Genomic DNA, 24,591 nt, shown 5'->3' with positions numbered 1-24,591 from the left:
ACCACCGTGTTTCCGGCCCCGCGCAAAGCCGGTGGTTTCCCCCCGATAGGCTCGGTGACCGTGGCGAACAAGAACATTCCCGACCCCGGTTTCTCCGACGACGACGGCTCCGCCGACCCCGGACTGAGCGCGGCGCTCGCCGCCTGGGCCGAGGACCGCACCGCCGTGGGGCCCGTGCTGGAGGCGCTCAAGGGCGCCCGGCTGCTCGTCCCCGTCGTCGCCGTGCTCGGGGAGGTCGAGGAGGACGAGAACGGACTGCGCCGCGAGAAGACCAGTGACATGGCCGTGCCGACCCTGAAGGCGGGGGACCGCACGGCGCTGCCGGCCTTCACCTCCACCGCCTCCCTCGCCCGCTGGGACCCGCAGGCCCGCCCCGTGGCCGTACCCCTGCACCAGGCCCTCCGGGCGGCCGCGCACGAGAAGGCCGACACGGTCGTCCTCGACATGGCCGGGCCGGTCGCCTTCGAACTGACGGGGCCCGCGCTGCTGGCGCTCGCCGAGGGCCGCACCACGACGGACCCGCTGGCCGACCCGGCGGTCGTCGAGGCGGTACGGGCCGCGGTGGCCGCCGAACCGGCCGTCCTGCGCGCCCACCTGGTGCCCGGCCGGTCCGACGGCACCCTCGCCCTCGTCCTGGCCCAGGACGCCGCTCCCGCCGAGACCGCGCAGGCCGTGGCGGAGCGCATCGCCGCCGACGAAACACTGAGGGCCCGCCTGGTGCGCGGCCTCGACCTGGCACTCCTGCCGGCCGGAACCACCCCTCCGGGCGAGCCCTTCTACCTGCGCGACTGACGGGCCTCAGCCGTAGACCGGCCCGGTGTACTTCTCGCCCGGGCCCTGGCCCGGCTCGTCCGGGACGAGCGAGGCCTCGCGGAAGGCGAGCTGGAGCGATTTCAGGCCGTCGCGCAGCGGTGCCGCGTGGAAGGAGCTGATCTCGGTCGTGCTCGCGTCCAGCAGACCGGCGAGGGCGGTGATCAGCTTGCGGGCCTCGTCCAGGTCCTTGTACTTGTCGCCCTCCTCCGTCAGACCGAGCTTCACGGCGGACGCGCTCATCAGGTTGACGGCGACCGTCACGATCACCTCGACCGCCGGGACCTCGGCGATGTCGCGGGTCATCTCGTCGAAACCGGCGGTGCCGGAGGGCTCGGGGCTGTCCGAGGGGGAGGTCTCACTCATGCCCCACACGATAGGGCCCGCCGCACGCCCCCTTGACAGCAGGAGGCGGGAGGCACCGGATTCGCGCACGTGTGAACGAGCTGCTAGTCTCGTGTAACGACCGGTCGGACACGCGTGCCTCTTGGCAGGCGGACCCGGCCCACAAGTGGAGGCTCCGAACTCCCACCCGACCACCCTCCGAGGCGGCGGGTCACCCCGGTCAGGCGGCCACCATCGTTCCGTACGGACGATGGAGTCGCCCGGTAGTGCGCCCCGCGGTCCTCGCGGCGGTGCTCCGGTAGTGCTTGGAGCCCCGCGTGTGATCGGCGGGGCATTTTTTGTGCTTCGGCGTGGTTGTCAACCAATCGAACACAGACGTTACGCGGCCGTTCGCCAGACTGCCGTGTGGTGCTACCGAGGAGGATCCATCAGCGCCGAGCCCCGCATCAACGACCGGATTCGCGTTCCCGAGGTGCGACTTGTCGGTCCCAGTGGCGAGCAGGTGGGCATCGTCCCCCTGGCCAAGGCACTGGAGCTTGCGCAGGAGTACGACCTGGACCTGGTCGAGGTCGCGGCGACCGCCCGCCCGCCGGTCTGCAAGCTCATGGACTACGGGAAGTTCAAGTACGAGTCGGCCATGAAGGCCCGTGAGGCGCGCAAGAACCAGGCGCACACGGTCATCAAGGAGATGAAGCTCCGGCCGAAGATCGACCCGCACGACTATGACACCAAGAAGGGTCACGTCGTCCGGTTCCTCAAGCAGGGCGACAAGGTCAAGATCACGATCATGTTCCGTGGTCGCGAGCAGTCCCGGCCCGAGCTGGGCTACCGACTGCTGCAGCGCCTGGCGGAGGACGTCCAGGACCTCGGGTTCATCGAGTCGAACCCGAAGCAGGACGGCCGCAACATGATCATGGTTCTCGGTCCGCACAAGAAGAAGACCGAGGCGATGGCCGAGGCACGTCAGGCCCAGGAGGCCCGCAAGGCCGAAGCGAAGGCCAACCCGGGCCGCTCGCAGAACGCCGCGGATTCCGACGCCGTGAACGCCGAGGATTCCGGGGACTCCGTGCCGTCCGAGTCTGCCGAGGCTTCCGCCGAGGCGTGACCCCCGGGACGTCAGTCCCAGGACGTAACCGATACAAGCGACGCTCCACCCGTGCCCGGTTTCACGACCGGGCACCGGAGCGCCACCGACGAGGAGAGAACGGCGCTATGCCGAAGAACAAGTCGCACAGCGGTGCCAGCAAGCGCTTCAAGGTCACCGGCTCCGGCAAGGTGCTCCGTGAGCGCGCCGGCAAGCGCCACCTGCTCGAGCACAAGTCGTCGCGCCTGACGCGTCGCCTCACCGGCAACGCCGAGATGGCCCCGGGCGACGCCAAGAAGATCAAGAAGCTTCTCGGCAAGTGACGTACGGGCGCCCTGCCGCCGTACGTACGTCTGAACCGGGACCCAATCGTTTCCGGGCCGTGTGAGTCCAACCGCGGCCCCGCTACAAGGAGTTAAAAAGTGGCACGCGTCAAGCGGGCAGTCAACGCCCACAAGAAGCGCCGGGCGATCCTCGAGGCGGCCTCCGGCTACCGCGGTCAGCGTTCGCGCCTGTACCGCAAGGCCAAGGAGCAGGTCACCCACTCGCTGGTCTACAACTACAACGACCGCAAGAAGCGCAAGGGCGACTTCCGGCGGCTGTGGATCCAGCGCATCAACGCCGCTGCCCGCGCCAACGGCATCACGTACAACCGCTTCATCCAGGGTCTGAACGCCGCGAGCGTCGAGGTCGACCGCAAGATCCTGGCCGAGCTGGCCGTCAACGACCCGACCGCGTTCGCCGCGCTCGTCGAGGTCGCCCAGAAGGCGCTGCCGTCGGACGTGAACGCGCCGAAGGCTGCGTGACGCCGCGCCGGCTGAGCCGGAAGTGACATGACTCGGACCCGCAGGCCACCCGCCTGCGGGTCCGAGTGCGTCCGCGCGCCCGCCGCCCCTTCCCGCCCCGGGGGCGGCAGCCCCGGGACGGGAAGGGGCGGCGGGGGCGAGAACACCGGGCCCCGTCCCGCCCCCCCCGCCGACCCACCGAAGGTGAACCCCGATGCCCCCCGCCACCCCCGACCTCATCTCCCCCCGTTCCGCCCGCGTCTCCGCCGCCAGGCGCCTCGCGCGGCGGAACTTCCGGGGGAAGGAGCGGCTGTTCCTCGCGGAGGGCCCGCAGGCCGTACGGGAGGCGGCCGCGCACCCGGACACCCTCGTGGAACTGTTCGCCACCCCCGAGGCCGCGGAGCGCCACGCCGACATCGTCGGCGAGGCCCGGAACGCCGGCGCCCGCGTCCACCTCGCCGACGAGCGGGTCATCGAGGACATCTCCACCACCGTCACCCCGCAGGGTCTCGTGGGTGTCTGCCGCTTCGTCGACACCCCCTTCGACGCCGTCCTCGCCGCCCGTCCCCGGCTCGTCGCCGTCCTCGCGCACGTCCGCGACCCCGGCAACGCCGGCACCGTCCTGCGCTGCGCCGACGCGGCCGGCGCCGACGCCGTCGTCCTCACCGACGCCTCCGTCGACCTGTACAACCCCAAGGCCGTACGGGCCTCGGTCGGATCGCTGTTCCACCTGCCGGTCGCCGTCGGCGTCCCCGTCGAGCGGGCCGTCGCCGGGCTCAAGGCCGCCGGGGTGCGCATCCTCGCCGCCGACGGCGCCGGCCGGGACGACCTCGACGACGAACTGGACAAGGGCACCATGGGCGGCCCCACCGCGTGGGTCTTCGGCAACGAGGCCTGGGGGCTGCCCGAGGAGACCCGGGCCCTCGCCGACGCCGTCGTCCGCGTCCCGATCCACGGGAGGGCCGAGAGTCTGAACCTCGCCACCGCCGCAGCCGTATGTCTCTACGCGTCGGCCCGTGCACAGCGCGCCTCCGGAGGGTGCCGCTCCGTCACCGACAGCTAGTAGGGTGACCAGCTCGGGGCGCCTCTTCCGGGAGGACGGGAGGTGAGGTACGGGGATGAGCGTCGGCACGAGCAGCGCACCGGGAGCCAGTGGACCGGGGCGCCCGCCCGCGGCCCGACCGGCCGGTGACCTCGCCGGACTCGGCATCGACCCCGACGACCTGCCCGACGGGCTGGTCGTCGCCGACGAGCACGGGTACGTCGTCTGCTTCAACGCCGCCGCCGAGCGCATCACCGCCGTCCCCGCCGCCGAGGCCCTCGGGCAGCGGCTCGACAAGGCCCTGCCGCTGGAGGACCTCGAGGGCCGGCGCTGGTGGCAGCTGACCGACCCGTACAGCGGGCTCGCCATCCGGGTGGGCCAGCCCGAGCGCAACCTGCTGCTGCCCGGCGGGCGCGAGGTCCTCGTCTCCGCCCGGTACGTCCGCGGCGAGCCCACCGGCCCCGTCCGCCGCGTCGTCGTCTCCCTCCGCGACACCGAGGCCCGCCGCCGCACCGAGCGCAGCCACGCCGAGCTGATCGCCACCGTCGCCCACGAGCTGCGCTCCCCCCTCACCTCCGTGAAGGGGTTCACCGCCACGCTCCTCGCCAAGTGGACGCGGTTCACCGACGACCAGAAGCGGCTGATGCTGGAGACGGTCGACGCCGACGCCGACCGCGTCACCCGGCTCATCGCCGAGCTCCTCGACATCTCCCGGATCGACTCGGGGAGGCTGGAGGTGCGCCGGCAGCCCGTCGACATGGGCGCCGCCGTCGGCCGCCACATCCAGGCCTACGTCGCCGCCGGGCAGCCCGCCGACCGGTTCCTGCTGCGCATCGAACAGCCGCTGCCCGCCCTGTGGGCCGACCCCGACAAGGTCGACCAGGTGCTCAGCAACCTCATCGAAAATGCGGTGCGGCACGGCGAGGGAACCGTCACCATTGACGTCACGCCCGCCCCGTCCCCCCGCGAGGGGGAGGACACCGGCACGTCGGTCATCGTGAGCGACGAGGGCACCGGCATCCCGGAGGAGTCCATGAACCGCGTCTTCACCCGCTTCTGGCGGGGCAGCAAGCGCGGCGGCACGGGCCTCGGGCTGTACATCGTCAAGGGCATCGTCGAAGCCCACGGCGGCGTCATCACGGTCGGCCGCGCCCACGGCGGCGGCGCCGAGTTCCGATTTACGCTGCCCGTGGCGGCCCCGGCCTATCTGGCCTAGCCCCCGCGGGCGCATCCGTACGTCCTCACCCCGTTAGACTCGGCCTTTGGCACCTTCGTGTCCCATGGACGGCCCTCCGAGTGAGTCGGTGACGGGGACCTTCAGCCAGCCAATCGGAAGCACGGGAAGAGATGTCGGCACCGAATAAGTCGTACGACCCTGTAGAGGTCGAGGCCTTGAAACCGGAAGAGATCGAGCGCATGCGGGACGAGGCGCTCGCCGCCTTCGCCGCCGCGGACTCCCTCGACGCACTCCAGGAGGCCAAGGTCGCCCACACCGGCGGCGCCTCCCCGCTGGCCCTCGCCAACCGCGAGATCGGCGCACTGCCCCCGCACGCGAAGGCCGCCGCCGGCAAGCTCGTCGGCCAGGCCCGCGGCGCGGTGAACAAGGGCCTCGCCGCCCGGCAGACCGAGCTGGAGGCCGAGCGCGACGCGCGCGTCCTGGTCGAGGAGGCGGTGGACGTCACGCTGCCCCACGACCGGGTCCCGGCCGGCGCCCGCCACCCGCTCACCACGCTCTCCGAGCGCATCGAGGACGTCTTCGTGGCCATGGGCTACGAGGTCGCCGAGGGCCCGCAGGCCGAGGCCGAGTGGTTCAACTTCGACGCCCTGAACATCGGCCCGGACCACCCGGCCCGCGGCGAGGCGGACACGTTCTTCGTGCAGGGGCCGCAAGGCGGCACCGAGTCCGGTGTCGTGCTGCGCACCCACACCTCGCCCGTGCAGATCCGCTCGCTGCTGAGCCGTGAGCTGCCGGTGTACGTGATCTGCCCCGGCCGCGTGTACCGCACCGACGAGCTGGACGCCACGCACACGCCCGTCTTCCACCAGGTCGAGCTGCTCGCCGTGGACGAGGGCCTGACCATGGCGGACCTCAAGGGCACCCTGGACCACATGGTCCAGGCGCTGTTCGGCGAGGGCATGAAGACCCGGCTGCGCCCGAACTTCTTCCCCTTCACCGAGCCGTCCGCCGAGATGGACATGGTGTGCTACGTCTGCCGCGGCGAGTCCGTCGGCAACCCCGACCGGCCCTGCCGCACCTGCTCCAGCGAGGGCTGGATCGAACTGGGCGGCTGCGGCATGGTCAACCCCAAGGTGCTCACCGCCTGCGGAGTCGACCCGGAGAAGTACAGCGGCTTCGCCTTCGGGTTCGGCATCGAGCGGATGCTGATGTTCCGCCACAACGTCGAAGACATGCGAGACATGGTCGAGGGTGACGTCCGGTTCACCCGGCCTTTCGGGATGGAGATCTGATGCGGGTCCCGCTTTCCTGGCTGCGGGAGTACGTCGACCTGCCGGCCACCGAGACCGGCCGTGACGTCCAGGCCAAGCTCATCTCGGCCGGCCTCGAGGTCGAGACGGTCGAGCAGCTCGGCCACGACCTCAAGGGCCCCCTCGTCGTCGGCCAGGTGCTGACCATCGAGGAGCTGGAGGGCTTCAAGAAGCCGATCCGCTTCTGCACGGTCGACGTCGGGCAGGCCAACGGCACCGGCGAGCCGCAGGAGATCGTCTGCGGCGCCCGCAACTTCGCCGTCGGCGACAAGGTCGTCGTGGTCCTCCCGGGCGCGGTCCTGCCCGGCGGCTTCGCCATCGCCGCGCGCAAGACGTACGGCAGGACCTCCCACGGCATGATCTGCTCCAGCGACGAGCTGGGCATGGGCGACGACGGCACCAAGGGCATCATCGTGCTGCCGCCGGAGACCGAGGTCGGCAAGGACGCCGTCGAGCTGCTCGAACTGGTCGACGAGGTCCTGGACATCGCCGTCACCGCCAACCGCGGCGACTGCCTGTCCATCCGCGGTGTCGCCCGCGAGACCGCCATCGCCTACGGCCTGCCGCTGCGCGACCCGGCCCTGCTCGACGTGCCCGGACCGAACGCCTTCGGCTACCCCGTCCAGGTCTCCGACCCGGCCGGCTGCGACCGCTTCACCGCCCGCACCGTCACCGGCCTGAGCCCCGAGGCGCGCTCCCCGATCTGGCTCCAGCGCCGGCTCCAGAAGGTCGGCATGCGCCCGATCTCGCTCGCCGTCGATGTCACGAACTACGTGATGATGGAGCTGGGCCAGCCCCTGCACGCCTACGACCGCACCCTGGTCCAGGGCACCATCGGAGTCCGCCGCGCGGCCGAGGGCGAGAAGCTCGTCACCCTCGACGGCGTCGAGCGCACGCTGCACGCCGAGGACCTGGTCATCACCGACGAGCGCGGCCCCATCGGCCTCGCCGGTGTCATGGGCGGCGCCAACACGGAGATCGCCGACCACGCCGAATCCGAGGGGACGACCGACGTCGTCATCGAGGCCGCCCACTTCGACGCGGTCTCCGTCGCCCGCACGGCCCGCCGCCACAAGCTCTCCTCCGAGGCGTCCAAGCGCTTCGAGCGCGGCGTCGACCCGCAGGCGTCGTCGGCGGCCGCGCAGCGCACGGTCGACCTGCTGGTGCTGCTCGCCGGCGGTACCGCCGAGGCCGGTGTCACCGAGGTCGTCGCCCCGTCCGCGCCGCACACCGTCGCCGTGCCCGCCGACCACCCGGACAAGGTCGCGGGTGTCGTCTACGGCCGCGAGACCGTCGTACGCCGGCTCCAGGAGATCGGCTGCGACGTCATCGGAAACACTGCCGCGTGGAACGCGTCCTTGAGGGGCGGTGGTCGGGAGACGGGCGGGAAGGACGAGCTGATCGTCACCGTGCCGTCCTGGCGGCCCGACCTCGGCGAGGCCAACGACCTCGCCGAGGAGGTCATCCGGCTGGAGGGCTACGAGAACCTGCCCTCCACGCTGCCCAAGCCCCCGGCGGGCCGCGGCCTCACCCACCGTCAGCGGCTGCACCGCCGTGTCGGCCGCGCGCTGGCCGGTGCCGGTTACATCGAGGCGCCGAACTACCCGTTCGTCGCCGAGCAGGTCTTCGACCAGCTCGGCCTGGACGCCGACGACCCGGCCCGCCGCGTCGTCAGGCTGACCAACCCGCTCAACGACGAGGAGCCCGCGCTCCGCACCTCGTTGCTGCCGGGGCTGCTCGCCGCACTGCGGCGCAACGACGGCCGCGGCTCGCACGACCTGGCCCTCTTCGAGACCGGACTGGTCTTCCTCCCGCGCGACGAACAGCGCGTCGCCGGTCATCTGCCGGTCGACCGCCGGCCGACCGACGAGGAGATCGCGGCGATCGACGCCGTGCTGCCCGAGCAGCCGCGCCACGTCGCCGTCGTCCTCGCGGGAGCCCGCGAACAGGCCGGCTGGTGGGGCAGGGGCCGCCCGGCGGACTGGGCCGACGCCGTCGAGGCGGCGCGGACGGTCGCCCGTGAGGCGGGCGCCGAACTGATCGTCCGCAAGGGCCAGTACGGACCGTGGCACCCGGGGCGGTGCGCCGAGCTGGTCGTCGTCGCCGACGGCGCCGAGCGAGTCGTCGGCCACGCCGGCGAGCTGCACCCGCGCGTGCTGAAGGCCCTCGGCCTGCCCGCGCGCACCTCGGCCATGGAGCTGGACCTGGACGTCCTGGAGCGGGTCGGCGACGACACGCCCCAGGCACCGGGCATCTCCACGTTCCCCGTCGCCACGCAGGACGTCGCGCTCGTCGTCGACCTCTACGTCCCGCACGCCGACGTCGAGGCCGCGCTGCGTGAGGGCGCCGGTGAACTCCTCGAGGCGATCCGGCTGTTCGACGTCTACGAGAACGCGGAGCAGCTGGGCGACGGGCGGAAGTCGCTCGCGTACGCCCTGCGCTTCCGCGCGGCGGACCGGACGCTGACGGTCGACGAGGCCTCGGCCGCCCGGGACGCGGCGGTCGCCCTCGCGGGCGAGCGGACGGGCGCGGTGCTGCGCGGCTAGCGTGCCGTGCGGCCAGGCGGGTGTGGGGGCACGGCCCCCACACCCGCATTTCATCCGTTCGGGTGAGTTCTCCTTATGACCGGGCCTTCCGGGCCCTGACATCGACAGAATCGGACCGGCCTCTCGGGGCCGGTCTGTCTGCGCTGTACGGGCCTGGAGGAGGGCCATCCGACATGTTCGGCACCAGACGGCCGTCGCGCCGGGCCCTCTCGCCGGGATTGCCCACGGCCTGGGGCGCGGTGGCGGTCACCTACAAGCTGACCTGTCCGCCGGCCCAGCAGGACGGGCTCGGCGCCAGGATCGTCACCAGCGCCGTCTTCTTCGTCGTCGGCACCGGACTGATCCAGCACGTACGGCGGACCCTGCTGCGCGAGCTGAAGCAGGTCCGCCGGGTCGCCGGGGCCGCCCAGAGCGTGCTGCTGCGCCCTCCGCCACCGCGCGTGGAGGGGCTGAACGTGGCCGCGGCGCAGCTCTCCGCCGACCGGGCCGCCTCCGTCGGCGGCGACCTGTACGAGGTCGTCGCCACCGAACACGGGGTGCGGGTCGTCATGGGCGACGTGCGCGGGCACGGGCTCCCCGCGCTCGGGACCGTCGCCGCGCTCCTCGGCAGCTTCCGCGAGGCCGTGCACGACGAACCGGACCTGGACGGTGTCCTGCGCCGGCTGGAGCGGGCCCTCGCCCGGCACCTGCGGGAGCGCCACCGCGAGGAGCATCCGGCGAGCGGCCGTCCGACGGACACCCCGGTCGCCGAGGAGTTCGTCACCGTCCTGCTGCTGAAGATCGACGCGGACGGCGACCTGCGCGCCCTGAACTGCGGACATCCCTGGCCGTACCTGCTCCGCGGGACCGAGGTGGCGCCGCTGGCCCGCGCCGACCCCCTGCCGCCGCTCGGCCCGTTCCCGCTGCCGGCCGAGCTGCCGGCCACGTCCTGCGGCCGGCTCCACGAGGGCGAGTCCCTGGTCCTCCACACGGACGGCGCCGAGGACGCGCGGGACACGAGAGGCCGCTTCTCCCCGTCGGCGGAGACCCTGACCAAGGTGGCCCACGACCACCCGGCCTCGTCCGAGCAGATCGTGCGCACGGTCTTCGGCGCACTCCTGCGCCACACGGCGGGCAGACCGACGGACGACGTCGCGTTGCTCGTCCTGCGCAACCGGCGTCCGCACCAGCCCGGCGACGGGGCGCGGGGAACCGCGCGACCGGCCACCGGGCACCCGCGGTCGACGGCCTCCCCATGACGACAGCCCCCGCGGACAACGGCCCGACCCGCGGAGCGAACTGCCGGGCCGCCGCTTGATGAGGGGGAGCCGGCGGCCCGGCCGGCCTCTTTCGAGGCATTTCAGTCAACCGGCCCGCGACGCTGCGCGACAGCGCGCGCACGGTGCGGATGTGCGCACTCGGTTCACACCCCGTGTGAAGACGCACCCACTACCGTGAGTGGCGCCGTCGGCACCGAACCACCCGGGGGGCACCTCATGCAGCCCAACACCCTGCTCGACGCGATCCTGGACGAGGCGGGCGTCTCGCATGCGGGCCTCGCCGCGCACGTCAACCAGGCCGGCCGCGCCCGCGGGCTCGCGCTGCGCTACGAACACACGGCCGTCGCCCGGTGGCTCAAGGGCCAGCGCCCGCGCGGACAGGTCCCCGACCTGATCTGCGAGGTGCTCGCCCGCCGGCTGCGACGGCCCGTCACCCTCGACGACATCGGCCTCGGCGTGCCCGGTGAACACGCGACACCGCACGGCACCTCGCTGTCCGGGTTCGTGGAGCGGGCCACCGCCCTGTGGCGCTCCGACGAGCAGCAGCGCCCGCACGTCCTGGGCGCCCCCGCGGTCACCGGCACGCCCGCCGTGATGCCGGTGTGGGAGTGGGAGAATCCGCCCGAGGACGTCGACGTCTCCCGCGGCGGCCGGCACCGGGTCACCGCCGCCGACATCGAGACGCTGCGCGCGGCCCGCGCCCACTACGAGCAGATGTACCGCAAGGCCGGCGGCGTGGCGACCCGCAGCCGCATCGTCGGTTTCCTCAACGCCGAGGCGGCCCCGCTGCTGCGTGGCGGCTACACCGACGCCACCGGCCGCCAACTGCACCGCGCGACCGGCGCTCTGGTGGCGATCGCCGGCATCTGCGCCTACGACTCCGACGCGCACGGGCTCGCCCAGCGCTACTTCCACCAGGCACTGCGGCTCGCGAAGGCCAGCGGGGACCGGGGGCTCGGGGCGTACGTCATCGCGCTGCTGGTCAACCAGGCTTTGTTCATGCGGGAGTTCCGGCAGGCCGTCGCCTTCGCGGAGGCCGCGCTGCGCACGGTCGGCAAGGACGTCACCCCCGCCCTCGCCTCCGACCTGCACGCGATGCAGGCGAAGGCGTACGCCCACCTCGGCGACGGCACGAGCGCCCTGTCGTGCATCCGGCGGGCCGAGGCCGCCGCCGACCGCATCCGGCGCGGCACCGAACCGGACGAGACCGGCTATGTCCAGCCCGGTCTGGTCAACGTCCAGGTGGCGGAGGCCCTGTTGAGCCTCGGCGACGTCACCGCCGCCGCGGAGCACGCCGCGGCCGCCGTCGACACGCCCGCCCACGACCGGGGCCGGGTGCACCGGCTCGCCATGCTCAGCACCGTCGAACTGCGCCGGGGAAACGCCGACAAGGCGGTGGTCACCGCCGTACTGATGGCGGAACAGGCGCGGGGCATGGAGTCCCGGCGTCTGCGCGACAGACTCCGGGCGGTGCGCGAGCACCTGGTGCGCAGTGACTGCGCGGGCACGGCGGAGGCGGCCGAACTCATCGACGGCGCACTGCGCGTACCGCTGTAGCGACCGGCGTGCCACCGTTCCTGCTGCGATATTGCCCCTTACCCGACGGAAGGTGGCAGAACCGTGCAGTGGACGAAACAGAACGAACGAACTGTGTATGAAAACCGCTGGTTCCGGGTCAACCTCGCGGATGTCGGCCTGCCGGACGGCCGGCACCTCGACCACTTCCTCATACGGCTGCGGCCCGTCGCGGTGGCGACCGTGGTGAACGAGGCCGACGAGGTGCTCCTGTTGTGGCGGCACCGCTTCATCACCGACAGCTGGGGATGGGAACTCGCCGCGGGCGTCGTCGAGGACGGCGAGGACGTCGCCCGCGCGGCCGCCAGGGAACTGGAGGAGGAGACCGGCTGGCGGCCGGGCCCCCTGCACCACCTGATGAGCGTGGAACCGGCCAACGGCCTCACCGACGCCCGGCACCACGTCTACTGGTCGGACGAGGGCGAGTACGTCGGGCACCCCGTGGACGACTTCGAGTCCGAGCGCCGGGAGTGGGTCCCCCTCGAACTCGTGCCCGACATGGTCGCTCGGGGGGAGGTCCCGGCCGCCAACATGGCGGCCGCCTTACTGCTCCTGCACCACCTCAGGCTCGGGCACGACACCGGGCGCTGACGATCCTCCGGTGTGAACGGGCCCGGCACCGGGTGAGGTGCCGGGCCCGCGTGACGCCGCGAGGGGGTCAGCCGTAGGTGTAGAAGCCCGAGCCGGTCTTGCGGCCCAGGCGGCCGGCGTCGACCATGCGCTGGAGCAGCGGGGGAGCGGCGTACAGGGGCTCCTTGTACTCGTCGTACATCGACTGCGCGACCGAGGCCACCGTGTCGAGGCCGATCAGGTCGGACAGCTTCAGCGGGCCCATCGGGTGGGCGCAGCCCAGCTCCATGCCGTCGTCGATGTCCTCGCGGCTGGCGATGCCCGTCTCGAACATCCGGATCGCGGAGAGCAGGTACGGGATCAGCAGCGCGTTGACCACGAAGCCCGAGCGGTCCTGGGCGCGGATGGCGTGCTTGCCGACCGTCTTCTCGGCGAACAGCTGCGCGCGGCCGAGGGTGCCCTCGGAGGTGGTCAGTGCCGGGATCAGTTCGACGAGCTTCTGCACCGGGGCCGGGTTGAAGAAGTGGATGCCGACGACCTGGTCGGGCCGCGAGGTGGCGACCGCCAGCTTCACCAGCGGGATGGAGGAGGTGTTGGAGGCCAGGATGGCGTCCGGGCGGGTCACGACCTGGTCCAGGACCTGGAAGATCTCGGTCTTGACCTGCTCGTTCTCCACGACGGCCTCGATGACCAGGTCGCGGTCGGCGAACTCGCCGAGGTCGGTGGTGAAGCTGAGGCGCGCCTGCGTGGCGTCCCGCTCCTCCTCGCTGATCTTGCCGCGTTCGGCGGCCTTGGCCAGGGAGTTGAAGAGCCGGGTGCGGCCGAACTCCAGGGCCTCGCCGGTGGTCTCGGCGACCTTCACGTCGAGTCCGGCCCGCGCGCAGACCTCGGCGATGCCCGCCCCCATCTGGCCGCAGCCCACCACTCCGACGCGTTCGATGTCGGTCACATCGGTCCCTTTCACTGGCTGACTCCGGTCACTGCGCAGGTCTTCCGGGTCCCGGCGGGCCTGCTCCGATCGTGCACGTTACTAGCAAGTATCGATGATCGATCGCCGGGGTGGGGGCATGCTGGGCGCGGAGACGATCCGTGACCGAGCGGATCCGCGGCGTATGTGGGGATGTGCGCGATGGGGCGACTGACTCGGCGGGCGTTCGCGCTGGCCGCGCTGTCGGCGTTCACGACGACGGGTGCGGCGGCCCGCCCGGACGGGGTCCCCTCCGGACACGCCGGCGGGCACGGCCGGGCGGCGGCGCGGATGCGGGGCATGTGGCTGGCCACCGTCGCCAACCGGGACTGGCCCTCACGCCCCGGACTGACCGCGGCCCAACAGCGCTCCGAACTGCTCGGCTGGCTCGACCTGGCGGTCCGCGACCGCCTCAACACGGTGATCCTCCAGGTCCGGCCCACCGCGGACGCCCTGTGGCCCTCGCCGTACGAGCCGTGGTCGCAGGTGCTCACCGGCACCCAGGGCAAGGCGCCCGGCTGGGACCCGCTGGGCACCGCCGTGGCGGAGGCGCACGCCCGCGGACTCCAGCTGCACGCCTGGTTCAACCCCTACCGGGTCGCCGTCCACGACGACCCGACCAGGCTCGTCGCCTCCCACCCCGCGCGCCGGCACCCCGACTGGGTGGTGCCGTACGGCGGGAAGCTCCACTACAACCCCGGTCTGCCCGAGGTCCGGGCGTTCGTGCAGGACGCGATGCTCGACGCGGTGCGCCGGTACCCGGTCGACGCCGTGCACTTCGACGACTACTTCTACCCCTATCCGGTGGCCGGCCAGACCTTCGACGACGACGCGGCCTACGACGCCCACGGCGGCGCCTTCACCGACCGGGCCGCCTGGAGACGCGACAACATCGACCGGCTGGTGCGCGAGACCGCCGCCCGGATCAAGGCGGTGCGGCCCACCGCACAGTTCGGGATCAGCCCCTTCGGGGTGTGGCGCAACGCCTCCACCGACCCGCGCGGCTCGGACACCCGGGCGCTCCAGTCGTACGACGCCGTCCACGCCGACACCCGCAGGTGGGTGCGGGAGGGCTGGATCGACTACGTCGTGCCGCAGCTGTACTGGAACATCGGACTCTCCGCCGCCGACTACGCCGCACTCGTGCCATGGTGGGCGGAGGTCGCGCGGGGCAGCCGCACCAAGCTCTACCTGGGGGAGGCGCTGTACAAGGCCGGCGATCCGGCGCAGCCCGCGGCCTGGCAGGACCCGGCCGAACTGTCCCGGCACCTCACCCTCGCGGCCGGCCACCCAGAGGTCCGCGGCCACGTCTTCTTCGCGGCCGACGACCTGCGCGCGGACCGCATCGGCGCGATGGCGCGGGTCGTCGCCGACCACTACGCGCAGCCGGCGACGTCCCCGCGCTGACCTGCCGTCGTTCTCCGCCCTCCTGGCCTGCCGGCCTGCCGTCGTGCTCTGCCCGGCCGGCCCGCCGGCTACCGTCGTTCCTGGTCCTTGTGGCGGATCTCGGTGTCCGGTCCCGGCGAGCACACGCCCTCGTGCCCGTCCGCGAAGCGGACGCGGTAGGGAGGACTGCCCTCCTGACCCAGCACTTCGACGATCTCGCCGACCTTGTCGTGTTGGCCGACCACCCTGCCGTGCTGGACAAGTTGGTCGCCCGTGGTAGCACGCATCCGTGAGGCCTCCTCACCGTGTGCGGGAGCAGCGGTCCGTGTTTTCGGAGCCGTCCTGGGATCCTTCTCCCCTCCGCGGCGCGCGGCACCGGCCGAACCGGCGCGTGGCGCCCTCGGGGTCTCTCGTTCGAGACCTAACCGCGCGCCCGCTGGGTGACGGCGATGCAGACCAGGACGGCCGCGGCCGTCAGCGGAGCGGCGGGCGTGAGGTGCTCGCCCAGCAGCAGCACCGACCACACCAGTGTGAGCAGGGGCTGGGCCAACTGCAACTGGCTGGCCTTGGGGATGCCGATGGCGGCCATGCCCCGGTACCAGACGACGAGGCCGAGGAACTGCGAGCCCGCCGCCACCCACAGCAGCCCGGCCACGCTGTGCGCGGTCAGCCGGACCGGCTCGTGGGCGAGGGCGAGGGCGGCGGCGGGCACGGCGAGCGGCAGGCAGAACACCAGCGCCCAGCCGATGACCTGCCAGCCCGGCATCACCCGCGCCAGGCGGCCGCCCTCGGTGTAGCCGGCCGCGCACACCAGCAGCGCCCCGAACAGGTACAGGTCGGCGGTGGTGAGGGTGCCGCCGCTCTGCTGCACGGTGAAGGCGACCACCGCGCCGGCGCCGGCCAGCGCCGCCGTCCAGAAGGTCCGCGAGGGCCGGGAGCCGACGCGCAGGGCGGACAGCAGCGCGGTCGTCAGGGGCAGCAGACCGACCACGACGGCCGCGTGCGCGGTGGACGACGTCCGCAGGGCGAGGGTGCTGAGCAGCGGGAAGCCCACGACGACCCCGGCGGCGACCACGGCGAGCCCGGCCCGGTGCCGACGGGCGGGCAGCGGCACCCGCAGGGCGAGGAGGCAGCCGCCCGCGACGAGCGCGGCCAGCACGCTGCGCACGGCGACCAGCGACCAGGGGCCGAAACCCTCGAGCCCCCAGGCGGTGGCGGGGAAGGTGAGGGAGAAGGCGACGACGCCGAGAGCGGCCTGGAGGGTGCCGGGGCCACTCGTCCGCGGGGTGGTCACCGCTATCGCGGGGAGGGTAGTAGCGCTACTCTGTGTCTTCATGCATGAGCGTAGCAGTGTCGGTGAACTGGCAGATCGGCTCCGGGGGGAGCTGGACCGCTACTCTCCTGGTGGAAAGCTGCCGTCGAGCCGTGCCCTCGTCGAGCGGTTCCGGGTGAGCCCCGTGACGGTCTCGCGGGCCCTCGCGCAACTGGCCGCCGAAGGGCTGGTGGTGACCCGGCCGGGCGCCGGGGCCTTCCGGGCCGGGCCGCGCCCCGCGTCCGCACCGGCCGGCGACACCTCCTGGCAGGAGGTCGCGCTGAGCGCGGAGGGCGCCGACCTCGTGCCCCGCTCGGTGGACGCTTCCGGCGTGACCGTCTCCCTCGCGGCTCCGCCGCCCGGCGTCGTCGAGTTCAGCGGCGGCTACCTGCATCCCTCCCTGCAACCGGAGCGTGCCATGTCGGCGGCGCTGGCACGGGCCGCGCGACGCCCCGGAGCCTGGGGCCGGCCGCCCCTGGAGGGTCTGCCGGAGCTGCGCGAGTGGTTCGCGCGCGCCGTCGGCGGCGCGGTCACCGCCGCCGAGGTGCTCGTCAGCGCCGGCGGCCAGACCGCGCTCACCACCGCCCTGCGGGCGCTGGCCCCGCCGGGCGCCCCGGTGCTCGTCGAGTCGCCGACCTATCCGGGCATGCTGGCGATCGCCCGCTCGGCGGGACTGCGCCCGGTGCCGGTGCCCGTCGACCCCGACGGCGTCAAGCCCGAACTGCTCGCCGACGCCTTCCGTGCGACCGGCGCCCGGGTCTTCGTCTGCCAGCCGCTGTTCCAGAACCCGACCGGAGCCGTCCTGGCCCCGGCCCGCCGCGGTGAGGTGCTGCGCATCGCCCGCGAGGCGGGCGCCTTCGTCGTGGAGGACGACTTCGTGCGGCGGCTCGCGCACGAGGACGCCGGGCCGCTGCCCCGCCCGCTCGCCGCCGACGACCCCGACGGCGTCGTCGTGTACGTCGGCTCGCTCACCAAGGCGACCTCGCCGAGCTTCCGGGTCAGCGCCCTGGCCGCCCGCGGTCCGGTCCTGGAACGCCTGCGTGCCATCCAGGTCGTCGACACCTTCTTCGTGCCCCGCCCCCTCCAGGAGGCGGCGCTCGAACTCGTCGGCTCGCCCGCCTGGCCGCGCCATCTGCGGGCGGTCGCGGCCGAGCTGCGGACCCGGCGCGACACCCTGACCACCGCCCTCGCCCTGCACCTGCCCGAACTCGTCCTCCCGCACGTCCCGTCCGGCGGCTACCACCTCTGGCTGCGCCTGCCCGACGGCACCGAGGAGCCGGCGTTCACGGCCGCGGCCCTGCGCGCGGGCGTCGCCGTGACCCCCGGCCGCCCCTACTTCAGCGCCGAACCCCCGGCCCCGCACGTCCGCCTGAGCTTCGCGGCCGCCGCCGGGGCCGAGGAGATCGCCGAGGGGGTGCGGCGGCTGCGGTCGGCCCGCGACGAGGTGCTCGCGGAAACGGTTCGACACCGGGCACCCTGTCTGTGAAGGTCCCCTCATGACCTCCACCCCGCCCCTCGCCGAGGGCTACGAGATCTCCGCCGACCCCGACCGGATCGACGTCGGACGGGTGCACCGCTGGTTGTCGACCGACGCCTACTGGGCGCTCGGCCGGGAGCGCGAGAAGCAGGAGCGGGCCGTCGCCGGGTCGCTGAACTTCGGCGTGTACGAGGCGGTGTCCGGCGAGCAGGTCGCCTACGCGCGCGTGGTGACGGACCTGGCGACCTTCGCCTGGCTGTGCGACGTGTACGTGGACCCCGCGGTGCGGGGGAAGGGCATCGGGACCTCCCTCGTCGCGGCCGTCCGGGACCACCTGCGCCCGTACGGCCTGCGCCGCGTCCTGCTCGCCACCCACGACGCGCACGGCGTCTACGAGAAGATCGGCTTCGAGGCGCTGGAGCGGCCCGACCAATGGATGGCGCTGATTTTCGAGAAGTTCTCACACGGCGACTCTTGACCTGCCCACCCGCGCGTCCCACCATCACCGCATGGCACTCCGGGTCACGTTCGTCGCCGCGGCGCGCAGCTCCGCGTCGCTCGCCGAGCGTTTCGAGGACGCCCGCCCGCTGGACCAGGCGGGCTGGGACGAGGTGCAGCGGGCGGCCGGCGATCTCCTGCCGCTGGCGGCGGCCGAGCTGCGCTACTGCTCGCCGACCCCGCGCAGCCGTGCCACCGGCGACGCGCTCGGCTACGCGCCGCTCGTGCAGCTCGCCCTGCGGGACTGCGACATGGGGCGCTGGCGCGGATTCACCCTGGGGGAGGCGATGGCCCGGGAGCCGGAGGCGGTGGACGCCTGGCTGGCCGACCCGCGGGCCACTCCGCACGGCGGTGAGTCGCTGCCGGCGTTCATCTCCCGGGTGGGCGGCTGGCTCGACACCCGGCCCGTGGAGGACGGCTGCCGGATCGTGGCCGTCGCCGAGCCGAGCGTGATCCGGGCCGCCCTGGTCTACGCGCTCAAGGCGCCGCCGTCGACGTACTGGAACCTCGATGTGCGCCCGCTGTCGGCGACCACCGTCACCGGATGCGGCGGACGGTGGAACCTGCGCTTCGACGGGAGCGCGGTTCAGGCCTCGCGCACGTAGTCGGTGGTGAGGACCAGGTCCTTCGCGGGGCCGCGCACCCGCCAGACCGTCCGCCAGCGGCCGGCGTCCCGGACGGTGAACTCGCCCCGGTAGAGGTCCGCGGCGCACGGGTGTCCGGTCACGTGCCGCCCGCTCGTCAGGTCGAGGTCGTGGAAGGGCCGCCCGTCGGCGAACGTCACGTCGGCCGTGCCCGGCGCCCGCCCCGGCAGGAAGCGCAGGGTCCGCCCGGCGGGCCGCGCGACGCCTTGCCAGACGAACGTCCCGGACTCCTCGTGCAGCAGGCCACCGCCCTCCAGCGGGCCGAAAACCGTCGTCCCCTCGAAACGCCCTGCCCCGCCGCTCGCCAGGTCCCGCACCGACCGCTCGACCCGCCAGTGTCCGGCGAGGAACGCCATGGCGTCCGGCACCGGCCAGAACTCGCCCATCGCGCGCCCACCTCCGTCCCGTCCGTCGCCGCGCGACCCATTGACGCGCTCCGTCCCCCTCCCTATCTTGCCGTTCGAAGTGCTGATCAATGTCCGATATTTCGAACATTCGTGTACGGTCCGTGTACAGAGAGCCGCGGAGTATCCATGTCACCCAGCACCACCCGCACCCCGTCACGCGCTACCACCGCCACCCGCCGCAGACGCGGTCTCGCCGCCACCGCCCTGCTGGCGGCGACCGCCCTCCTCCCCGCCCCGGCCCACGCCGAGGACGCCGCCGACTACACGATCACCGTCGACCCCGCCGCCAGGGGCGCGGCGATCGACGACACGATGTACGGCGTCTTCTTCGAGGACATCAACCGGGCCGCCGACGGCGGCCTCTACGCCGAACTCGTGCAGAACCGGTCCTTCGAGTACTCCACCGCCGACAACCGGGCCTACACCCCGCTGACCTCGTGGACGGTCGACGGCACCGCGCAGGTCCTGAGCGACGCCGGCCGCCTCAACGAACGCAACCGCGCCTACCTCTCCCTGGCCGCCGGCTCGTCGGTCGCCAACGCCGGCTACAACACCGGCATCCGCGTCGAACGGGGCGAGAAGTACGACTTCTCGGTGTGGGCGCGCGCCGAGAACGGCACCACGCTCACCGTCGGCCTCCAGGACGCCGACGGCACCCTGGCGACCGCCCGCAGGGTGGCGGCGAAGGGCGGCTGGGCGAAGTACCGGGCCGCCTTCACGGCCACCCGCACCAGCAGCGACGGCCGCCTGACGGTCGCCTCCTCCGCGGCCGCCGCCCTCGACATGGTGTCCCTGTTCCCGCGCGACACCTACAAGCACCAGCCGAACGGCCTGCGCAAGGACCTCGCCGAGAAGGTCGCCGCCCTGAAACCCGGCTTCCTGCGCTTCCCCGGCGGCTGCCTGGTCAACACCGGCTCCATGCAGGACTACAGCGAGGCCTCCGACTGGCAGCGCGCCCGCGCCTACCAGTGGAAGGACACCATCGGCCCGGTCGAGGAACGTGCCACCAACGCCAACTTCTGGGGCTACAACCAGAGTTACGGCCTCGGCTACTACGAGTACTTCCGCTTCGCCGAGGACGTCGGCGCGATGCCGCTGCCCGTCGTCCCCGCCCTGGTCACCGGCTGCGGCCAGAACCGGGCCGTCGACGACGACGCCCTGCTCGAGCGGCACATCCAGGACACCCTCGACCTCATCGAGTTCGCCAACGGCCCCGTCACCTCGACCTGGGGCAGGAAACGCGCGCAGATGGGCCACCCGAAGCCCTTCCGCCTGACCCACCTGGAGGTGGGCAACGAGGAGAACCTGCCGGCCGAGTTCATGGCCCGGTTCAAGCGGTTCCGCGCGGCCGTCGCGGCGAAGCACCCGGACATCACCGTGATCTCCAACTCCGGCCCGGACGACGCCGGTGCCACCTTCGACACGGCCTGGCGGCTCAACCGCGACGAGAACGTCGCCATGGTCGACGAGCACTACTACAACAGCACGCGGTGGTTCCTCCAGAACAACGACCGCTACGACTCCTACGACCGCGGCGGGCCCAAGGTCTTCCTCGGCGAGTACGCCTCCCAGGGCAACGCCTTCCGCAACGGCCTCGCGGAGGCCGCCTTCATGACCGGCCTCGAACGCAACGCGGACGTGGTCGAGCTCGCCTCCTACGCGCCGCTGTTCGCCAACGAGGACTACGTGCAGTGGCGCCCGGACCTGGTGTGGTTCAACAACCACGCCTCCTGGAACTCCGCCAACTACGAGGTCCAGAAGCTGTTCATGACCAACGTCGGCGACCGCGTGGTCCCCTCGTCGGCCACCTCCACCCCCGCCGTGAGCGGCCCCGTCACCGGCGCCGTCGGCCTCTCGACCTGGGCGACCAGCGCGGCGTACGACGACGTGGTGGTCGCCGGCGCCGACGGGAGCACCCTGTTCGGCGACGACTTCTCCGGTGACGCCGGGCAGTGGACCCACACGGGTGGCGGCAGCTGGAGCATCCAGGACGGGCAGTACGTGCAGACCGACGGCGCCGCCGAGAACACCATGGTCTCCGCCGGGGACCCGGCATGGCACGACTACGACCTGCACGTGAAGGCCACCAAGAAGTCCGGCAAGGAGGGCTTCCTCGTCGCCTTCGGCGTCAAGGACACCGGCAACTACTACTGGTGGAACCTGGGCGGCTGGAACAACACCCAGTCCGCCGTCGAACAGGCCGTGGACGGCGCGAAGTCCACCCTGCTCGCCAAGCCCGGCAGCGTCGAGACGGGCCGCGCCTACGACCTCGACATCAAGGTGCGGGGCCGCCAGGTCACCCTCTACCTCGACGGCGGGGAATGGGGGCGCTTCACCGACGACAAGCCCGCCGAGCCGTTCCGTCAGGTCGTCACAGAGGACAGGAGGACCGGTGACCTGATCCTCAAGGTCGTCAACGCCCGCTCCGCCGAAGCCCGGACGGCCGTCGACCTCGGCGGCGCCAGGGTCTCCACCGAGGCCCGCGTGACCACGCTGGCCGCCGCGCCGGACGCGGTCAACTCGGAGACGGAGACCCCGGTCGCGCCGGTGACGTCCACCTTCACCGGCGTGGCCGACAGGTTCACGTACACCTTCCCCGCGAACTCGGTCACCTTCCTGCGCATCGGGCGGAAGTAGGCGCACGGAGCCGTAGGGAACCATCACGGGGCCGACTGCTGTCTTGCGGGCAGCAGTCGGCCCCCGCAAAAGGTGCGCGACATTTCGCGTTTCCCTGCCGGTGAAGGGACGCGTGCCAGGCTCGCCGGCATGCTCGCCGAACCGCGGGTCCCGGCGCCGGCCCGGTCGAGGCGGTCCCCGTCCCTGCTCGCCGCCCTCCTGACCGTCACGGCGTTCTGCGCCTCCGACGCCGTCGCCCGCAGCTTCCCCTTCGGCCCGCGCACCCGCAGCGTCAACGACCTGGGCAACCAGTACCTGCCGTTCCACGCGCACCTGTGGGACCTGCTGCACGGCCGGGCCGACGGCGGTGTCCTGTTCAACTGGCAGTCCGGCTACGGCGCGAGTTTCCTGCCCGACCTCGCCACCTACGTCACCAGCCCGTTCGCGCCGCTCGTCGCGGTGTTCCCGCGCGACCGGATCGACCTCGCGGTGTACGTCGTCACCGTGCTGAAGCCCGTCTGTGCCGCCGCCGCGATGACCCGGCTGCTCCGTTGCCTGCGGCCCGGCCGCTGGTGGGCGGCGGGACTGCTCGGCGCGTCCTACGCCTTGTGCGGCTGGACCGTGTCGAGCGGCACGTACAACCTGATGTGGCTCGACGGCCTCGTCGCCCTGCCGCTGCTGTGCCTGGTCGGCGAGTGGGCCCTGGCCGGACGGCGCCCGTTCCTCGGCGTGGGGATCGTGGCGGCGGCCTGGGCCGCCAACTTCTACACCGCGTACATGGCCACCCTCGCCGCCGGCCTCGTGCTGCTCCTGCGGCTGTGGCTCTCCGGACTCCCGCGCCGGGAAGGCCTCGCGGCGGCGGGCCGGGCCGCGCTGACCGCCGCCCTCGGCACGGGCCTCGCGGCACCCCTGGTGACGGTCGTGTACTTCGGCAGCGTCCACGCCTCCCCGGGCAGGTTCACGGGATTCACCCCGGTGACCACCCAGGACCTCCTGGCCCGCCTGCTGCCGACGACGTACGGCTTCGGCTCGCCCGCCCTCTTCGTGGGCACCCCCGCGCTGCTGCTCGCCCTCTCGCTGCCCTTCGTGCGGTCGGCGCCCGTGCGCGTGCGCGCCGGCTGGACCGTGCTGGTGGCCGTGGTGACGCTGTCGACGCAGTGGGCCCCGACCCAGCTGCTCTGGCACGCCTTCGCCGTACCGCAGGGCAGCTCGTACCGGCAGACCTTCGTGGTGTGCGCGCTCCTGGTGATCGCGGCCTGGCACGCGCTCTCGTACGGCCCGCCCGACCGGCGCGCGCTGGTCGCGGCGGGCGCGCTGCTCGCGCTGATCGCCGCCGTCGCGAGCCGCAGCGACCTGGTGCGCCCCGTGGCGTGGCCCGTGCTGCTCCTGGCCGCGGCGGGCACGCTGGGCGGGCTGGTCCTGCTCGGTCGTACCGGCGCCGGGCGCCGTACCGTGCCCGCCGTGTGCGCCGTGGTGCTGCTCCTCGGCACGCAGCTCGGCGAGGCCACCGCCACCGCCGCCGCGGCCACCCGCACACGGCTCGGACAGATGGACGATTACGCGCCCTGGGGGCAGCGGCGGCAGCGGCAGGCGGACGCGGTCGCCGAGGCCGACGGCTGGCCACGCCACCGGACCGACCCGGGCCGGGAGCAGACCGTGGGCAACGACCCGCTGATGGTCGGCGGCCAGGGCGCCCAGTACTACAGCAGCCACACCTCCGACGTGCTGTTCCGTACTCTCACCGCCCTCGGCGGCGGCTGGACCTCGGGCGGCCGCAGCCTCCAGAGCCTGGACAACGCCGTCACCGACGCCGTCTTCTCCGTCGGCGCCCGGGTGCACTCCCCGCCGGACCCGCACCAGAACTGGTTCCCGCAGGACGGCAGCGGGGTGACCGTGTCCCGGCGGAAGGTGCCGCCCCTGGTGACGGTACGGCCCGCCGCGGCTGGCGCCCCCGCCTTCGGGCCCTCGCCGTACCGCAACCAGGAGCTGCTGCTGGGCACCCGCGTCTACACCGTGCCCCGCCTCACCGTGCGGGCCGGCGACGGGACGGCCCCCGACCGGGTCGGGGGCGAGCGGCCGGGCGTACGCCTGGACGCTCCCGGCGCGAGGACCTCCACGGGCCGGCCGACGATCACGGCCGCGTGCCCGGCGGGCAGCGAGGTGTACCTGTGGGCGCCGGGGTTCGCGGGCACCGCGCGGCTCGTCGGTGCCCCCGCCGGGGCTCCGACCGGCCGGTTCCGGTCCGACTCCGTCAGCAAGACCGCCGCCATGCAGCGGCTGGGCACCGTGCCGGCGTCCGGACCCCTGCGCATCGATCTGTCCCCGAACCGGCCGGGCACCGTCCCGGACGGAGCCGTCGGCTGCCTGGACACCGCCCGGCTGGACGCCGCCGTCGAGCGGCTCACGGCCACCGGCGCCACCGAGGTGAGGGTCTCCGGCGGCACGGTCCGGGCGGAACTCCCCGAGGGCAGCACGGGGACCGCCGTCGTCGCGGCGCCCCGGATCGCCGGGTGGCGCTGCGCCACGGGCGACGGCCCCGCCGTACCCGCCGGCGAGCACCACGGCCTGGTCGCCGTCCCCCTCGACGGCTCCTCGACCCGTCTCACCTGCACCTTCCACCCACCCGGCCTGCGGCTGGGCACGGCCCTGGGAGGTGTGTCCCTGCTGGCCGTGGCGCTGCTCGGCGTCCTCACCGCCGTCCGACGCAGGCGGGGAGCCGGCCGTCCCGCCGGGAGATGGATTGTATAAACGTGCATAGCGACGTATAGTCATGCCATCCAA

The 24,591-nt window shown here is 73.1% G+C and carries 22 protein-coding genes; 17 read left to right on the top strand and 5 right to left on the bottom strand.

Going from position 1 to position 24,591, the window contains the following annotated elements; all coding sequences use genetic code 11:
• Positions 1-60 precede the first annotated feature (60 nt).
• Entirely contained in the window at positions 61-792 is a 732-nt protein-coding gene (locus AB0N31_RS10100; protein ID WP_366057929.1) for an SseB family protein, read from the top strand.
• A 6-nt stretch (positions 793-798) separates the two neighbouring features.
• Here the strand turns inward: AB0N31_RS10100 and AB0N31_RS10095 are convergent, their stop codons facing one another.
• Positions 799-1,176: a DUF1844 domain-containing protein gene (locus AB0N31_RS10095; RefSeq protein ID WP_363089181.1), complete on the bottom strand. Its 378-nt coding sequence runs from the start codon at positions 1,174-1,176 to the stop codon at positions 799-801.
• Between the two features lie 382 nt (positions 1,177-1,558).
• Here AB0N31_RS10095 and infC point away from each other — a divergent pair, with 382 nt between their 5' ends.
• The 10 genes from infC (at position 1,559) to AB0N31_RS10045 (ending at position 12,524) form a co-directional block, all read left to right on the top strand.
• Positions 1,559-2,260, top strand: coding sequence for a translation initiation factor IF-3 (gene infC / locus AB0N31_RS10090; protein ID WP_363089180.1), 702 nt, complete (start codon positions 1,559-1,561; stop codon positions 2,258-2,260).
• A gap of 107 nt (positions 2,261-2,367) precedes the next feature.
• Complete coding sequence (rpmI, locus tag AB0N31_RS10085; RefSeq protein WP_007829094.1) at positions 2,368-2,562, top strand: 50S ribosomal protein L35; 195 nt, start codon at positions 2,368-2,370, stop codon at positions 2,560-2,562.
• A 99-nt stretch (positions 2,563-2,661) separates the two neighbouring features.
• Positions 2,662-3,045 carry a 50S ribosomal protein L20 gene (rplT, locus tag AB0N31_RS10080; protein WP_319264140.1) on the top strand — a complete coding sequence of 128 codons (384 nt, stop codon included), beginning with the start codon at positions 2,662-2,664 and terminating at the stop codon, positions 3,043-3,045.
• Positions 3,046-3,238: 193 nt separating this feature from the next.
• Entirely contained in the window at positions 3,239-4,087 is an 849-nt protein-coding gene (locus AB0N31_RS10075; protein WP_366057928.1) for an RNA methyltransferase, read from the top strand.
• Positions 4,088-4,142: 55 nt separating this feature from the next.
• Complete coding sequence (locus AB0N31_RS10070; protein WP_366057926.1) at positions 4,143-5,282, top strand: ATP-binding protein; 1,140 nt, start codon at positions 4,143-4,145, stop codon at positions 5,280-5,282.
• Between the two features lie 131 nt (positions 5,283-5,413).
• The gene (gene pheS / locus AB0N31_RS10065) at positions 5,414-6,535 is read left to right on the top strand and encodes a phenylalanine--tRNA ligase subunit alpha (RefSeq protein ID WP_366057925.1); all 1,122 of its coding nucleotides are present in this window, start codon (positions 5,414-5,416) and stop codon (positions 6,533-6,535) included.
• Positions 6,535-9,099, top strand: coding sequence for a phenylalanine--tRNA ligase subunit beta (gene pheT, locus AB0N31_RS10060; RefSeq protein WP_366057923.1), 2,565 nt, complete (start codon positions 6,535-6,537; stop codon positions 9,097-9,099). The genes pheS and pheT overlap by 1 nt, the downstream gene beginning before the upstream one ends.
• A 173-nt stretch (positions 9,100-9,272) precedes the next feature.
• Entirely contained in the window at positions 9,273-10,337 is a 1,065-nt protein-coding gene (locus tag AB0N31_RS10055) for a PP2C family protein-serine/threonine phosphatase (RefSeq protein WP_366057922.1), read from the top strand.
• Between the two features lie 237 nt (positions 10,338-10,574).
• On the top strand, positions 10,575-11,915 hold the full coding sequence (locus AB0N31_RS10050) for a transcriptional regulator (protein WP_366057920.1): 1,341 nt from the start codon (positions 10,575-10,577) through the stop codon (positions 11,913-11,915).
• Between the two features lie 63 nt (positions 11,916-11,978).
• Positions 11,979-12,524: an NUDIX hydrolase gene (locus AB0N31_RS10045; protein ID WP_366057919.1), complete on the top strand. Its 546-nt coding sequence runs from the start codon at positions 11,979-11,981 to the stop codon at positions 12,522-12,524.
• A gap of 67 nt (positions 12,525-12,591) precedes the next feature.
• Here the strand turns inward: AB0N31_RS10045 and AB0N31_RS10040 are convergent, their stop codons facing one another.
• A complete protein-coding gene (locus tag AB0N31_RS10040) occupies positions 12,592-13,452 on the bottom strand; it encodes a 3-hydroxybutyryl-CoA dehydrogenase (protein ID WP_366057918.1) in 861 nt (286 codons plus the stop codon).
• A 180-nt stretch (positions 13,453-13,632) separates the two neighbouring features.
• On the opposite strand from AB0N31_RS10040, the gene AB0N31_RS10035 reads away from it, so the two are divergent.
• Positions 13,633-14,877 carry a family 10 glycosylhydrolase gene (locus tag AB0N31_RS10035; RefSeq protein WP_366057917.1) on the top strand — a complete coding sequence of 415 codons (1,245 nt, stop codon included), beginning with the start codon at positions 13,633-13,635 and terminating at the stop codon, positions 14,875-14,877.
• A 68-nt stretch (positions 14,878-14,945) separates the two neighbouring features.
• Here the strand turns inward: AB0N31_RS10035 and AB0N31_RS10030 are convergent, their stop codons facing one another.
• On the bottom strand, positions 14,946-15,143 hold the full coding sequence (locus tag AB0N31_RS10030; protein ID WP_366057916.1) for a DUF1918 domain-containing protein: 198 nt from the start codon (positions 15,141-15,143) through the stop codon (positions 14,946-14,948).
• Between the two features lie 134 nt (positions 15,144-15,277).
• Positions 15,278-16,192, bottom strand: coding sequence for a DMT family transporter (locus AB0N31_RS10025; protein WP_366057915.1), 915 nt, complete (start codon positions 16,190-16,192; stop codon positions 15,278-15,280).
• On the opposite strand from AB0N31_RS10025, the gene AB0N31_RS10020 reads away from it, so the two are divergent.
• Genes AB0N31_RS10020 through AB0N31_RS10010 form a run of 3 tightly spaced genes read left to right on the top strand, consistent with a single transcriptional unit; the run spans position 16,191 to position 18,748 of the window.
• Entirely contained in the window at positions 16,191-17,654 is a 1,464-nt protein-coding gene (locus AB0N31_RS10020) for a PLP-dependent aminotransferase family protein (RefSeq protein ID WP_366057914.1), read from the top strand. The genes AB0N31_RS10025 and AB0N31_RS10020 overlap by 2 nt on opposite strands.
• A gap of 10 nt (positions 17,655-17,664) precedes the next feature.
• Complete coding sequence (locus tag AB0N31_RS10015; protein WP_366057913.1) at positions 17,665-18,123, top strand: GNAT family N-acetyltransferase; 459 nt, start codon at positions 17,665-17,667, stop codon at positions 18,121-18,123.
• A gap of 31 nt (positions 18,124-18,154) precedes the next feature.
• Entirely contained in the window at positions 18,155-18,748 is a 594-nt protein-coding gene (locus tag AB0N31_RS10010) for a histidine phosphatase family protein (protein ID WP_366057912.1), read from the top strand.
• Here AB0N31_RS10010 and AB0N31_RS10005 read toward each other — a convergent pair.
• Entirely contained in the window at positions 18,730-19,173 is a 444-nt protein-coding gene (locus tag AB0N31_RS10005) for a DUF6314 family protein (protein WP_366057910.1), read from the bottom strand. The two genes, AB0N31_RS10010 and AB0N31_RS10005, sit on opposite strands and share 19 nt — an antisense overlap.
• A gap of 147 nt (positions 19,174-19,320) precedes the next feature.
• On the opposite strand from AB0N31_RS10005, the gene AB0N31_RS10000 reads away from it, so the two are divergent.
• Both AB0N31_RS10000 and AB0N31_RS09995 read left to right on the top strand, forming a co-directional pair.
• Positions 19,321-21,831, top strand: a complete 2,511-nt coding sequence (locus AB0N31_RS10000; RefSeq protein WP_366057909.1) for an alpha-L-arabinofuranosidase C-terminal domain-containing protein — start codon at positions 19,321-19,323, stop codon at positions 21,829-21,831.
• A gap of 129 nt (positions 21,832-21,960) precedes the next feature.
• The gene (locus AB0N31_RS09995; RefSeq protein ID WP_366057908.1) at positions 21,961-24,558 is read left to right on the top strand and encodes a YfhO family protein; all 2,598 of its coding nucleotides are present in this window, start codon (positions 21,961-21,963) and stop codon (positions 24,556-24,558) included.
• Positions 24,559-24,591: the final 33 nt, after the last annotated feature.

This window comes from Streptomyces sp. NPDC051051 (assembly GCF_040682975.1).
Classification (GTDB): Bacteria; Actinomycetota; Actinomycetes; order Streptomycetales; family Streptomycetaceae; genus Streptomyces.
The sequence above is the reverse complement of the archived record's forward strand: the minus strand, read 5'-3'. Positions and strand labels throughout refer to the sequence as shown.

Coding starts and splice junctions, on each gene's coding strand:
- AB0N31_RS10050 (WP_366057920.1), top strand. CDS start 10,575: ATGCAGCCCAACACCCTGCTCGACGCGATCCTGGACGAGGCGGGCGTC.
- AB0N31_RS10000 (WP_366057909.1), top strand. CDS start 19,321: ATGTCACCCAGCACCACCCGCACCCCGTCACGCGCTACCACCGCCACC.
- AB0N31_RS10025 (WP_366057915.1), bottom strand. CDS start 16,192: ATGAAGACACAGAGTAGCGCTACTACCCTCCCCGCGATAGCGGTGACC.
- AB0N31_RS10075 (WP_366057928.1), top strand. CDS start 3,239: ATGCCCCCCGCCACCCCCGACCTCATCTCCCCCCGTTCCGCCCGCGTC.
- AB0N31_RS10030 (WP_366057916.1), bottom strand. CDS start 15,143: ATGCGTGCTACCACGGGCGACCAACTTGTCCAGCACGGCAGGGTGGTC.
- AB0N31_RS10010 (WP_366057912.1), top strand. CDS start 18,155: ATGGCACTCCGGGTCACGTTCGTCGCCGCGGCGCGCAGCTCCGCGTCG.
- AB0N31_RS10005 (WP_366057910.1), bottom strand. CDS start 19,173: ATGGGCGAGTTCTGGCCGGTGCCGGACGCCATGGCGTTCCTCGCCGGA.
- AB0N31_RS10095 (WP_363089181.1), bottom strand. CDS start 1,176: ATGAGTGAGACCTCCCCCTCGGACAGCCCCGAGCCCTCCGGCACCGCC.
- pheS (WP_366057925.1), top strand. CDS start 5,414: ATGTCGGCACCGAATAAGTCGTACGACCCTGTAGAGGTCGAGGCCTTG.
- pheT (WP_366057923.1), top strand. CDS start 6,535: ATGCGGGTCCCGCTTTCCTGGCTGCGGGAGTACGTCGACCTGCCGGCC.
- rpmI (WP_007829094.1), top strand. CDS start 2,368: ATGCCGAAGAACAAGTCGCACAGCGGTGCCAGCAAGCGCTTCAAGGTC.
- AB0N31_RS10020 (WP_366057914.1), top strand. CDS start 16,191: ATGCATGAGCGTAGCAGTGTCGGTGAACTGGCAGATCGGCTCCGGGGG.
- AB0N31_RS09995 (WP_366057908.1), top strand. CDS start 21,961: ATGCTCGCCGAACCGCGGGTCCCGGCGCCGGCCCGGTCGAGGCGGTCC.
- AB0N31_RS10015 (WP_366057913.1), top strand. CDS start 17,665: ATGACCTCCACCCCGCCCCTCGCCGAGGGCTACGAGATCTCCGCCGAC.
- AB0N31_RS10055 (WP_366057922.1), top strand. CDS start 9,273: ATGTTCGGCACCAGACGGCCGTCGCGCCGGGCCCTCTCGCCGGGATTG.
- AB0N31_RS10070 (WP_366057926.1), top strand. CDS start 4,143: ATGAGCGTCGGCACGAGCAGCGCACCGGGAGCCAGTGGACCGGGGCGC.
- AB0N31_RS10035 (WP_366057917.1), top strand. CDS start 13,633: ATGGGGCGACTGACTCGGCGGGCGTTCGCGCTGGCCGCGCTGTCGGCG.